The organism is Petroclostridium xylanilyticum (assembly GCF_002252565.1).
Classification (GTDB): domain Bacteria; phylum Bacillota; class Clostridia; order SK-Y3; family SK-Y3; genus Petroclostridium; species Petroclostridium xylanilyticum.
In genome coordinates this window covers 133898-145885 of record NZ_NPML01000012.1, presented here as the reverse complement: position 1 = coordinate 145885, position 11988 = coordinate 133898, and the positions used below count along the sequence as shown (strand labels likewise).

The 11988-nt window shown below is 37.5% G+C and carries 11 protein-coding genes and 5 tRNA genes; 15 read left to right on the top strand and 1 reads right to left on the bottom strand.

Annotated elements, in window-relative coordinates; all coding sequences use genetic code 11:
* Positions 1-96: 96 nt before the first annotated feature.
* The 4 genes from CIB29_RS07630 to CIB29_RS07615 all read left to right on the top strand — a co-directional run bounded on the left by CIB29_RS07630 (position 97) and on the right by CIB29_RS07615 (position 4805).
* Positions 97-1062, top strand: coding sequence for an ABC transporter permease (locus tag CIB29_RS07630; RefSeq protein ID WP_198543797.1), 966 nt, complete (start codon positions 97-99; stop codon positions 1060-1062).
* An 18-nt stretch (positions 1063-1080) separates the two neighbouring features.
* Complete coding sequence (locus CIB29_RS07625; protein ID WP_094548382.1) at positions 1081-1971, top strand: carbohydrate ABC transporter permease; 891 nt, start codon at positions 1081-1083, stop codon at positions 1969-1971.
* Positions 1972-2041: 70 nt separating this feature from the next.
* Positions 2042-3751: an ABC transporter substrate-binding protein gene (locus tag CIB29_RS07620; RefSeq protein WP_094548380.1), complete on the top strand. Its 1710-nt coding sequence runs from the start codon at positions 2042-2044 to the stop codon at positions 3749-3751.
* A gap of 49 nt (positions 3752-3800) precedes the next feature.
* Entirely contained in the window at positions 3801-4805 is a 1005-nt protein-coding gene (locus CIB29_RS07615; protein WP_157910244.1) for a glycosyl hydrolase, read from the top strand.
* An 84-nt stretch (positions 4806-4889) separates the two neighbouring features.
* Here CIB29_RS07615 and CIB29_RS18520 read toward each other — a convergent pair whose 3' ends face one another.
* Entirely contained in the window at positions 4890-5060 is a 171-nt protein-coding gene (locus tag CIB29_RS18520) for a hypothetical protein (protein ID WP_157910243.1), read from the bottom strand.
* Between the two features lie 200 nt (positions 5061-5260).
* Between CIB29_RS18520 and pcrA the strand changes: the two genes are divergently transcribed.
* From pcrA to CIB29_RS07560, 11 genes are all read left to right on the top strand, one after another.
* Positions 5261-7447, top strand: coding sequence for a DNA helicase PcrA (gene pcrA, locus CIB29_RS07610; protein ID WP_094548376.1), 2187 nt, complete (start codon positions 5261-5263; stop codon positions 7445-7447).
* A gap of 92 nt (positions 7448-7539) precedes the next feature.
* Positions 7540-8406 carry a damage-control phosphatase ARMT1 family protein gene (locus CIB29_RS07605; RefSeq protein WP_094548374.1) on the top strand — a complete coding sequence of 289 codons (867 nt, stop codon included), beginning with the start codon at positions 7540-7542 and terminating at the stop codon, positions 8404-8406.
* A gap of 5 nt (positions 8407-8411) precedes the next feature.
* Positions 8412-8720, top strand: coding sequence for a YerC/YecD family TrpR-related protein (locus CIB29_RS07600; RefSeq protein ID WP_094548372.1), 309 nt, complete (start codon positions 8412-8414; stop codon positions 8718-8720).
* A complete protein-coding gene (locus CIB29_RS07595) occupies positions 8717-9466 on the top strand; it encodes a class I SAM-dependent DNA methyltransferase (RefSeq protein ID WP_242965102.1) in 750 nt (249 codons plus the stop codon). The genes CIB29_RS07600 and CIB29_RS07595 overlap by 4 nt, the downstream gene beginning before the upstream one ends.
* A gap of 87 nt (positions 9467-9553) precedes the next feature.
* Positions 9554-9754, top strand: coding sequence for a cold-shock protein (locus CIB29_RS07590; RefSeq protein ID WP_094548371.1), 201 nt, complete (start codon positions 9554-9556; stop codon positions 9752-9754).
* Positions 9755-9952: 198 nt separating this feature from the next.
* On the top strand, positions 9953-10837 hold the full coding sequence (gene hslO / locus CIB29_RS07585; protein WP_094548369.1) for an Hsp33 family molecular chaperone HslO: 885 nt from the start codon (positions 9953-9955) through the stop codon (positions 10835-10837).
* Positions 10838-11274: 437 nt separating this feature from the next.
* Positions 11275-11350: transfer RNA gene (locus tag CIB29_RS07580), tRNA-Val, on the top strand.
* A 13-nt stretch (positions 11351-11363) separates the two neighbouring features.
* A tRNA-Asp gene (locus CIB29_RS07575) sits at positions 11364-11440 on the top strand.
* A 5-nt stretch (positions 11441-11445) separates the two neighbouring features.
* Positions 11446-11521: transfer RNA gene (locus CIB29_RS07570), tRNA-Phe, on the top strand.
* Positions 11522-11539: 18 nt separating this feature from the next.
* Positions 11540-11614 (top strand) — tRNA-Gly (locus CIB29_RS07565).
* A 110-nt stretch (positions 11615-11724) separates the two neighbouring features.
* Positions 11725-11799, top strand: a tRNA-Cys gene (locus tag CIB29_RS07560).
* The last annotated feature ends 189 nt before the right edge of the window (positions 11800-11988 follow it).

Genomic DNA, 11988 nt, shown 5'->3' with positions numbered 1-11988 from the left:
GAAATTGTTATAATAAAGTCACAATAAAGCATAAATAAATTTAAACATATTTGTTTGTTTTGTATAAGTAGATAAATTATTGTGGGAGGATGGAAAATGCAACCTAACATACAGATGGATGTTTTACAGAGGAAAAATGCAGACAAGTACAGAAAAAAGTGGGATCTTAAAATTATATATGAACAAAGATATTTATTTCTAATGTCAGTGCCATTTTTGATATGGCTCATTATATTCAAATACGTTCCTTTATGGGGATGGTCAATGGCATTTCAAAATTATAAACCGGCAAGATCTTTTTTTGAACAGGAATGGGTGGGATTTAAACATTTTATCGATTTATTCCGGGAGCCGCAGTTTTACTTGGTAATGAGAAATACATTAAGTATGAGTTTTTTAGGTTTGGTTTTTGGGTTCACTGCACCTATCCTATTTGCTATATTGTTAAATGAAATTCGAAATATTCCATTCAAAAGAACAATACAAACGGTATCTTATTTGCCCCATTTTGTTTCGTGGGTTATTGCAGGTAGTTTAATTCTCAAGATGTTGTCTGTTGATGGCGTTTTGAATGATATCCTGCTAGCTCTTGGAATCATTACTCAACCGGTTCAGTTTATGGCAATGCCAAAGGCATTCTGGTTTATAGCGACTTTTGCGGAAATATGGAAGGAAATGGGCTGGAATTCAATTATTTATTTGGCTGCTATTACCGGAATAGATACAGAATTATATGAAGCTGCCAAAGTGGATGGGGCAGGACGGTTCAGGCAAATATGGCATATAACATTACCGGGGATAAGATCAACCATTATAGTTATTTTGATTATGAGCATTGGCTGGTTGATTAATATAGGTTTTGAAAAACAATTCATACTGGGAAACCCGTTAGTAAATGATTATGCGGAAGTTCTTGACCTTTATGTCCTTAATTACGGTGTCAGGTTGGGTAGATATTCATATGGTACAGCCATTGGAATTTTTAAATCCGTTGTAAGTATTGCACTATTGCTGTTTGCCAACCAATTTGCCAAAAAAATCGGTGAAGGAAGAATTCTGTAAAGGCAGGAGACGAGGTTTATGAGAGATAGAAATATTAGCAGTAGATTGTTTGATGTATTTATTTATCTTGTTATGATCTTTGTATTTGTCATAACGCTGTATCCATTTCTCAACATTCTGGCAATATCCTTAAATGACTCCATAGATACAGTTAAAGGTGGAATTTATTTGTGGCCGAGGGTGTTTACTTTAAGAAACTATGAGGAAATATTTAAGTACTCTAATTTGACTAATGCCTTTAAAGTATCGGTGCTAAGAACAGTCATTGGGACTCTATTAGGTGTACTGTGTTCAATGATGTTAGCTTATGCTTTAAGCCGGCGGGATTTTATTGCCAGGCAACTATTTACCTTATTATTTGTATTAACCTTGTATTTTGGCGGCGGATTGATACCGGACTTCATGCTTATAAGGAAATTAGGGCTTATTAATAACTTTTGGGTCTATATACTGCCTGGGCTGATATCGGTATGGAATATTATTGTGATTCGTTCCTTCATGGATGGAATCCCCTTCAGCCTGCAAGAGTCAGCAAAGCTGGATGGAGCTAACGACTTCCAGATATTTTTAAAAATTGTTTTTCCTTTATGTATGCCGGTAGTTGCGACCATCTCTCTTTTTGTCGCTGTTGGTCAATGGAATTCATGGTTTGATACTTATCTATATGCCAGTTCAAGAGAAGAGTTATCTACCTTGCAGTATGAACTAATGAAAATTCTTGCCAATACAACTGCGGGGCAATCCCAGCCAATACGGCAGTTGAATAGCAGCCAGCCGGTTAATATGGTTTCACCGGAATCCATTCGAATGGCAATTACGATTATAGCCACAGTGCCGATACTGCTTGTTTATCCGTTTCTGCAAAAATATTTTGTAAAGGGGCTTACTTTAGGAGCTGTTAAAAGTTAATGATGGTATCAGCAAGGCACCGCCTTGTTATACAAACATATACAAAAAAATAAGCTAGGAGGTACATATTATGCAGGTAAAAAAAACAATAAGTATTATTCTCGTTTATGTACTTTGTTTTTCATTGTTGGCCGGCTGTGGTCAAAAAAAAGATGCAGTCTCCCAAAATGATACAAAGCAAGCAGAAAATCAAACTGAAGAGAAGACTGATACACAAGAAAAATTAGAGCCCATTGAATTTACAATGTTCTGTTACGACAGAAATGAGAACTACGAAAATTTTGAAAGTCCGGTAGCACAAAAAATCAAGGAAAAAACCGGAGTTACATTAAAGATTGAATATCCGGTTGGAGACCCGGAACAAAAAATAGGAGTTATGTTGGCCAGTGGCGAATATCCGGATTTTATATTTGCGAAAACAAGTCAAACAAAATTTATTTCCTCTGGAATATTTCTGAAGTTAGATGATTTAATTGAAAAACATGGCCCGAATATTAAAAAACTATATGGCGATTATTTAAAAAGACTTCGATATAGTTTAGAAGACCCATCAATTTATGTCCTTGGTACCTATGGCGTATATGAAGAAAAATGGGAACCGGAAAAAGGATTTCAGCTCCAGCATGCAGTTGTGAAAGAATTAGGTTTCCCTAAACTGAAAACATTAAAAGATTTTGAAGAAGCAATTAAAGCTTATATGGTAAAGCATCCCACCATTGATGGACAACCTACAATACCTTTATCATTAATTGCAGACGATTGGCGGCTTTTTATTGGAGTAGAAAATCCGGCAGTATTTGCAACCGGCGGGCCTGATGATGGACACTGGTATGTTGATCCGGAAACTCAAGAAGCAACTCTTCATTTCTTTAGACCGGAAGAACGGGAATACTTCAGATGGCTCAATCATATGAACAACGTTGGATTATTGGATCCGGAAAGTTTTGTTCAAAAATATGACCAGTATATTGCAAAAATTGCATCCGGTAGAGTTCTTGCATTGGCTGATGCGTATTGGAATTATCACTGGAATGCAGAAATGACGTTAAAGCAGGACGGAAAAGAAGAGAGAATGTATGGAATGTATCCGCTTGTTTTAAATGAAGGAATAAAAATCAAAGAATTCCAAAGTCCAGGTTATTCTGCAGGATGGGGTATCGGCATTACCAATACTGTTAAAGATCCTGTAAGAGCAATCAAATTTTTTGATTTTCTAGCTAGTGATGAAGGGCAGATTTTGACACACTGGGGAATTGAAGGAGTACACTATAATATTGTTAATGGAAAACGTGTGTTAACAGAGGAACAGAAGAGAGCAAGACGAGAAAAGAACTTCTCAAAAGAAACCGGTGTTGGAGTTTATGGTTATCCGTTTCCTGAAAGAGGAGTGGGTGCAACGGATGAGACAGGACAATTATATACTCCGACTACCAAAGAAACCATTAAAGAAGGATACACAGACATAGAGAAAGAAGTATTGACCGCTTATGGTGTTGAAATGTGGATGGATTTATACCCATCCAGGAATGAATTTCCTGTAAAGCCATGGGGAGCCGCATGGCAGATTAACTTGCCGGGAGATTCGGAAGCGCAGGTTATTTTTACAAAGTGTGAAGATATCATGAAAAAAAGATTACCTCAGGCCATTTTGGCAAAACCAGCTGATTTTGACAAAGCATATGATGCGTTTTTAGCTGAATTAAAAGCTGCGGGTGCTCAAAAATTAGAACAGGAATTCAATAAATTATTAAAAGAAAGGATCCAGCTGTGGAACAAATAGTTTTCTCGAACTGTGCAGTTCAAAAGTAACCTTTATGGAGGTTTTTCAATTGGAAAAGATTATATCAAAAAAGCATCTTACAAAGCTTGCCAATCCCGATGCTTCAAAAGAAGCAATGGCGCTAATCAGCTATTTTATTGATATTTACGGTAAACGCATTCTTTCGGGACAGCATGAAGCGGAATTTCCGTATAGGTCCGAGTTGGACCGTATTCAAGCACTTACCGGCAAGCTTCCGGCCATCCGGAGTATGGATTTTCTTAATTATTCTTCATCAATGGATATTGAAGGATGGAAAGGCTTTAAGGATGATGTTACAGAACGGGCCATGGACTGGTATAATAACAAAAATGGGATTGTTACGCTTTGCTGGCATTGGTATTCACCGATAGGTGGCAATCCCGGCAGTAAAAGTTTTTATACGAAGGAGACTTCCTTTGATCTGACAAAAGCTTTAAAATTCGGAACAAAGGAAAATCAAGCGCTGATGAATGATCTTGATATTATAGCAGGAGAACTGGCAAGGCTCAGAGACGCTCATGTCCCTGTTCTTTGGAGACCCCTGCATGAAGCGGACGGCGGCTGGTTTTGGTGGGGAGCTCAAGGAGCTGAACCCTGCAAGGAACTGTACTGGCTGATGTATGACCTTTTTATAAACCAATATAAATTAAACAATCTGATCTGGGTTTGGACTTTTACCGGCAATGGCCTGGCAAAAGACTGGTATCCGGGAGACGATTACGTAGATATTGTCGGTATTGACAAATACTATGAAAAAGGAGACTACAATCCCAATATTGAAGGGTTTAAAGAGCTGGTATCGTTTGCAGGAGAAAGGAAACTTATCACCATGCCGGAGAACGGTGGAATCCCCGATCCTGATCGGCTTGTGGGTGAGAAGGCCGGATGGCTTTGGTTCTGTACCTGGTGGGGTGAATTTATTACCGATGAGGAATGGAATAATGAGGAACATATAAAAAAGGTGTTTCATCACCCGTACGTAATTACTCTGGACCAATTGCCCAACTTGAGAGATTACGTTGGTCAAAGCTGACAGGCTGAGGATAGAGATAGAATATAAAAATTCAATAAATAAGTAATTCAAACAATAATGGCATAGAGAATATACTCTATGCTATTATTGTTTTTCTTTAATGAATCTTTCTTCCCCTTCTACCACCCCTGCTATCCTGTGTTTGTGACTATCTAATTTGTATTCAGGTAAAGTTCTTCCTGTAATTAGATGATAGTGTCCATTAGATTCAGAGGTAGTAGACCTGAGTGAATGAGTATGCTTTGTGGTTAACATAAAAAATTCCTCCCTTTGATTTAGATAGCTACACAAAAAGATTTTTTGTGTAAACATAAAGTTTTTCAATATAATATATTCATTAACTGTTAAAATTGACACATAAAAAACATTAGATAAAGGTTTTTTTGACCCATAATCTATGATAATATATAAAAAGTAAAGAATGGACATGCATTTAGTTTGAAAGGGTGGAAGACATGCAGCAATTACTGGAAGGTTTAAACAATAAACAAAAAGAAGCGGTTTTATGTACTGAAGGGCCTCTCCTTATTTTAGCGGGAGCAGGAAGCGGAAAAACAAGAGTACTTACCTATAGAATTGCCTATTTGATACAGGAAAAAAAAGTAGCTCCCTGGAGTATACTGGCCATTACTTTTACCAACAAAGCGGCCAGGGAAATGAAGGAACGTCTGGAGCGCCTCGTAGGGGAACAGGTAAATGACATGTGGGTTAGCACTTTTCATTCAGCCTGTGTAAGAATATTGAGAAGGGATATTGAACGATTGGGTTATGATAGAAGTTTTGTTATTTTTGATTATGCGGACCAGCAAACGGTAGTAAAGGATTGTTTAAAAGAGTTAAGGCTAAATGACGACAACTTTCCTCCTAGAAGTGTTTTGGCAGAGATTAGCAAGGCAAAAGATGAGCTCATGGACCCGAAGACCTTTACTGCAGTTTATGAAGGTGACTTTAGGATGAGCAAGATAGCTGCTATCTATACTTTATACCAGAAGAAACTCCGTCAAAACAATGCGCTGGATTTTGACGATATCATTATGAATACTGTTATGTTGTTCAATGAAAATTCTGATGTCCTGGAGTACTATCAGAGAAAATTTCAATACATCCTGGTGGATGAATACCAGGATACGAATACCTCTCAATATATGCTGGTCAGTCTTCTGGCGCAAAAACACCGCAATTTGTGTGTTGTAGGGGATGACGACCAGAGCATATATAAGTTTAGAGGGGCTAACATACGAAATATACTGGATTTTGAAAAAGAATTCAAGGATGCCACGTCCATAAAATTGGAACAGAATTACCGTTCTACAAAGAATATATTAAATGCTGCCAACCATGTAATAAAAAATAACTATGGGCGTAAGGGGAAAAACCTCTGGACGCAAAATGAAACCGGTGATATGATTCGTTTGTTCGGTGCAGAAAATGAGCATGAGGAAGGATTGTTTATAGCACAGGAAATTGAAAAATTGAGGGGACAAAAGGGGCGTAAATATTCTGATTTTGCAGTCCTGTATAGAATGAATGCCCAGTCCCGTGTAATAGAAGATATGCTGCTAAGGGAAGCAATTCCTTATAGAGTATTGGGTGGTTTAAGATTCTATGATAGAAAAGAAATTAAAGATTTGATTGCATATTTGAGGGTTATACAAAATCCGATGGATAATATAAGCCTTAAACGAATTATTAACGAACCCAAAAGAGGAATAGGTAAAACTACAATTGAAAATGCTGAAGAAATCGCAAATGAGAGAGAGACAAGTATTTTTGCTACTATCTCCAATGCAGACAGCATATCTGCTTTAACAAGAGCATCAGCCAAGCTGATGGATTTTGTACATTTAATAAACTCGTTAAGAGCTGAAAAAGATGAGCTGACTGTTACCCAGTTAGTCAATAAAGTATTGGAGAAGACAGGTTATTTGGAGGCTCTGGAACGGGAAGAAACCATTGAGGCTCAGACAAGGATAGAAAACCTGAAAGAGTTTATCTCCATTGCCATGGAATTTGAAAATAATTCCGAACAAAAGACATTGGAGGCTTTTTTGGAAGAAGTGTCCCTGGTATCGGATATTGACAATTATGATGAAGAGCAGGATGCAGTAGTACTTATGACCTTGCATAGTGCAAAAGGACTGGAATTTCCGGTAGTATTCCTGTGCGGCATGGAAGAGGGCATATTCCCCGGTTATCGTTCAAGCATGGATGAAAGTGAGTTGGAGGAAGAGAGAAGACTGTGCTATGTAGGCATTACCCGGGCGCAGGAACAGCTGTATATAACTCATGCGTTTCGCAGGACTTTATTTGGAAGCACCATGTACAACCGCCTTTCAAGGTTTGTGGAAGAAATTCCTGGTGAGTTGCTGGAAGGAAAACCGGAGACTGAATTTAAGCAAAGCAATACGGTTACAAAAACACCGACGATTCCTAAAAGCAGTATCCTTGGCAATACCCTGACAAAACCTGAAAAAGCATCACTGGATTTTAATGTTGGAGACATTGTAATCCACAGGAAATTCGGTAAAGGCATGGTGATAGGTGCGCAGCCTATAGGAAATGATGTAAAATTAGAAATTGCATTTGAAAGCATCGGGACTAAAAATTTGATGGCTGCATTTGCGAATTTGACGAAAGAGTAGTATATTTACTTTAATACTTTAGTGTGATAAAATATCTCGTAGTGGGTAGGAATCTGTAGACCGTGAATGATTATATAGAAAGAGGTCAAAGTATGAAAGTTGAAATAGAATGTGTACCCTGTTATTTAAAACAGGTCATATCTACATTAAAAGCTGCAAATTATCCTAAAGAAAAATATAATGAAGTGATAAACCAGGTGATTAAAATTATTCCTACATTGGACATCAATGCTTCACCCGCTGAGAATTCATCTATTGTATTGCTGGAAGCATATAAAGCAATGGATATGGAAGATCCGTTCAGACAGGCTAAAGAGGAATCCAACAGGCTGGCATTCAGCTTGTATGATAAGGTGGAAGGCATTATTAATAATTCCACAGATCCTCTGCTGACAGCATTTAAGGTGGCAGTAGCCGGAAATGTAATAGATATGGGCATTATGCCGGATTTTGATATTCATGCGGCTTTAAGGGAAATTACCGATAAAGAATTTGACTTGTGCGACTATGACGATTTTAAACAGAAGCTTGCTACATGTAAAAAAATACTGATTCTTGGTGATAATAGTGGGGAGATTGTATTTGATAAGCTTTTAGTATTGCAGTTAAAGAAGTATGCCCAGGAAATTATATATGCTGTAAAGGGAGGACCTATTTTAAATGATTCTACCATGATTGATGCGGTTGAGGTTGGTATGATAGAACTTGCAAAGGTAATTACCAATGGCAGCAACTTTATGGGTGTTTATATCGATAGGTGTTCTAAAGAATTTTTAGACCAATTTGAAGAAGCGGATATAGTCATTTCGAAAGGACAGGCGAACTTTGAATCTCTCGAAGGAAGCAGTCTGGCAGGAGATAAGACTTTTTTTGTACTAAGGGCAAAATGTGACTTGGTTGGTGCGTGTGCCGGAGCCAAGCTAGGCAATACATTATTTATAAGAAATAAGGTGCGGTGATGTAAATGAACTCAAAAATTAGAGATGAGCATACCGATGAACTCTTTAAAGCCATTCTTACTTTAAAAGATATTGAAGAATGTTACAATTTTTTTGAGGACTTATGTACTATTTCTGAAATAAAAGCAATGGCCCAGCGGCTGCAGGTAGCAAAAATGTTGAAAGAGCACCATGTATATACCGATATCGTAAATAAAACCGGAGCCAGTACGGCTACCATCAGCCGGGTAAACCGCTGTCTAAACTATGGGGCTGATGGCTATAAAACGGTGCTGGAAAGAATATCTGGTGAGAATGCTGGGGAGAACAAATGACAACAAGTTATTCAGGATTTGCATATATATATGACAGGCTGATGTATGATGTCGACTATGCTCAGTGGGTGGATTACATCGAAGCAATATTTAAAAAATATAATGTGAAACCTAATCTTGTTCTGGAATTGGCCTGTGGAACAGGAAATATCTGCACAAGAATGGCCCGGCGGGGTTATGATATGATAGGCATAGACATATCTGAGGACATGTTAAATGTAGCTGTGCCTAAAGCAAAAGAAATGGATTTAGACATTTTATATCTTCATCAGGATATGACAGAGTTTGAATTGTACGGTACAGTTGATGTTATCCTTTGCTTGATGGATAGCGTTAATTATATTTTGCAAGAAAAAGAGCTAATCAAAATGTTTAAATTGGTAAGAAATTATCTCAACCCTGGGGGATTATTTATTTTTGATACAAATTCTTATTATAAGTTAAAGAAGATTTTAGGAAATAATACATTTGTTGTAGATGAGAATGAAATTTTTTATGTGTGGGAAAATAATTTTAACAAAAAAACTGAAATATGTGAATTTTATCTTACTTTTTTTGTAAAAGAGGGAGAAAAATACAGCAGAGTGGATGAAATTCACCAGGAAAGAGCATACAGTATTTCTACCATTAAGGAATGTCTAAAAGAGGCTGGATTAGAATTTTTAGATGCCTATGAACAATTTACTTTTAATAAGCCGTTGGAAAACAGCGAAAGGGTCTTCTTTATAGCCAAACGAAGTGATTGACAAAGGTATCACTGTATGGTAGACTGTAGAAAGTAGTTAAAGGAATTTTTTAACTACAGTCATAAAGTTTTAGGAGGTATTTTTTAAATGCAAAAAGGTAAAGTAAAATGGTTTAATGCTGAGAAGGGTTATGGATTTATTGAAAGTGAAGCTGGAACAGACGTATTTGTACATTTCTCAGCAATTAATATGGAGGGCTACAAGACCCTTGAAGAAGGAATGAATGTACAATTTGAAGTTATCGAAGGAGCAAAAGGACCTCAAGCTGCTAATGTAACTAGGGTATAATTATTCTAGAAATACGTTAGAGTTTATCATATATATGTTCGATAATGAAAAAATAAAGTAGCCAAAAATCCCCCGTATAATTTATAATTGTACAGGGGATTTTTTAATACTAAAATAGTGAGGAGTGGATAGTGGGCAGTAATTAGCGATATATTTACCATTCCTCACTCAGCACGAATAGGGACTGGAGGGACAATCATGCCTGATCATATTGTTAGAGCATTATCAACGGATGGTACAATTAGAGCTTTTGCAGCAATTACTACCAATCTAGTAAATGAAGCACAAAAAATACACAATACCTATCCTATTGCAACTGCGGCATTAGGAAGAACACTTACTGCCGCTGCCATGATGGGTGCCATGTTAAAAGGCGAACAGGATATACTTACTATTCAAATCAAAGGTGACGGTCCGCTGGGAGGAGTTGTAGCTGTTGCAGATTCCAGGGCAAATGTCAAAGGCTATGTACATCATCCTCATGTGGAATTACCTTTAAAACCTAATGGTAAATTAGATGTTGGAGGAGCAATAGGCCGCAATGGATATCTAAGTGTTATACGGGATTTAGGCCTAAAGGAACCCTATGTAGGACAAGTACCTCTGGCAACCGGGGAAATAGCTGAAGATTTAACACTGTATTATGCAAGATCAGAACAGACTCCTTCAGCAGTTGCATTAGGAGTACTGGTGGATGTTGATTTGTCTGTTAAAGCGTCCGGGGGTTTTATTATACAATTAATGCCGGAGGCTGATGATAAAGTTGCCGAAAAACTGGAAAATGTTATCTCACAACTTTCACCTGTTACCAGTATGGTATCAGAAGGTATGAATGCCGAAGATATATTGGGAAAAATACTTAAAGATTTTGAATGGAATATTTCTGAAAAGATAGATACCAGATATGAATGCGGATGTTCACGGGAAAGGATAGAACGTGCCCTCATCAGTCTGGGGAAAAAAGAACTGGAAGATATAATAGAAGAACAGGGAGAAGCAGAACTTACCTGTCATTTTTGCAATAAAATTTATCATTTTAATAAAAGTGAACTAGGAGCGTTATTAGAGAAAAGTACGAGGTAAATAACATATGGATTTTATATGTATTGTATTAAAGAATTTACATTGGAGCACAAAGAAGGAATGCGGCTTGGGGACGGTTCGTCTGTCGCATATGCATTAATTGGGGACATTCCTCGGCACGAGGTGTGTCCCCTGGACCTTAGATGACTGAGGAACTGTTCCCATGTCGCATTCCTGACCAGTTATGTAAAATCTTTAATGCAATTTATATAGTTCATGGTTTACAGCAATCAATAAGGTAGTAAATCTGTGAGCTGTGAACTATAAATGAATATTAATATATAATGATATGATTAGTAAAAATGAGAAAAATAAAGATTTTAGATTATAAATTATATTATTTAGATTTAATGAGCTTATATTATTTTGACTTTAAGTCTATTCTTTTGTATACTAATATCTGTCGCTGAACACGACAGATAAGTGAAAAGCGGTAAGGGCGCATAGCTCAGCTGGGAGAGCACCTGCCTTACAAGCAGGGGGTCATAGGTTCGAGCCCTATTGTGCCCACCATAAATTAAAGTATGGCCCAGTAGTTCAGTTGGTTAGAATGCCAGCCTGTCACGCTGGAGGTCGAGGGTTCGAGCCCCTTCTGGGTCGCCATATATGCCTCTGTAGCTCAGTCGGTAGAGCAGGGGACTGAAAATCCCCGTGTCGGTGGTTCGATTCCGCCCGGAGGCACCATTACCTAATTAAATATTTGCGGGAGTGGCTCAGAGGTAGAGCGTCACCTTGCCAAGGTGAACGTCGCGGGTTCGAATCCCGTCTCCCGCTCCAATAAAGTAAAGGACACATGAGGTCTTTTATTTTTTGAAGTATCGGTAGACGTAATTATAAAATGAATGGTAGCATATATGATTGACAAAACTAAATGATGCCGTGTTTATGGCGCCATAGCCAAGCGGTAAGGCAGAGGTCTGCAAAACCTTTATTCCCCGGTTCAAATCCGGGTGGCGCCTCCAAATGTTTTACATAAAACCAGAAGTATATATTACTTTTGGTTTTGTTTTATTTTCTAAAAATTTCCTGATGTTTTTACATTTTTCTATTCAGTTTTTATTGCATATGATATATAATTAATATATAATTAATATATAATGGGAAATAGTGGTATAACAGTAAAGTGATTACAAGAAATTGCCTACCCAAAA

Excerpts from the sequence above, each read along its gene's own strand:
- CIB29_RS07625 (WP_094548382.1), top strand. The coding sequence starts at position 1,081 with ATGAGAGATAGAAATATTAGCAGTAGATTGTTTGATGTATTTATTTAT.
- CIB29_RS07600 (WP_094548372.1), top strand. The coding sequence starts at position 8,412 with ATGAACTCAAAAATTAGAGATGAGCATACCGATGAACTCTTTAAAGCC.
- hslO (WP_094548369.1), top strand. The coding sequence starts at position 9,953 with ATGCCTGATCATATTGTTAGAGCATTATCAACGGATGGTACAATTAGA.
- pcrA (WP_094548376.1), top strand. The coding sequence starts at position 5,261 with ATGCAGCAATTACTGGAAGGTTTAAACAATAAACAAAAAGAAGCGGTT.
- CIB29_RS07595 (WP_242965102.1), top strand. The coding sequence starts at position 8,717 with ATGACAACAAGTTATTCAGGATTTGCATATATATATGACAGGCTGATG.
- CIB29_RS07590 (WP_094548371.1), top strand. The coding sequence starts at position 9,554 with ATGCAAAAAGGTAAAGTAAAATGGTTTAATGCTGAGAAGGGTTATGGA.
- CIB29_RS07605 (WP_094548374.1), top strand. The coding sequence starts at position 7,540 with ATGAAAGTTGAAATAGAATGTGTACCCTGTTATTTAAAACAGGTCATA.
- CIB29_RS07620 (WP_094548380.1), top strand. The coding sequence starts at position 2,042 with ATGCAGGTAAAAAAAACAATAAGTATTATTCTCGTTTATGTACTTTGT.
- CIB29_RS18520 (WP_157910243.1), bottom strand. The coding sequence starts at position 5,060 with ATGTTAACCACAAAGCATACTCATTCACTCAGGTCTACTACCTCTGAA.
- CIB29_RS07630 (WP_198543797.1), top strand. The coding sequence starts at position 97 with ATGCAACCTAACATACAGATGGATGTTTTACAGAGGAAAAATGCAGAC.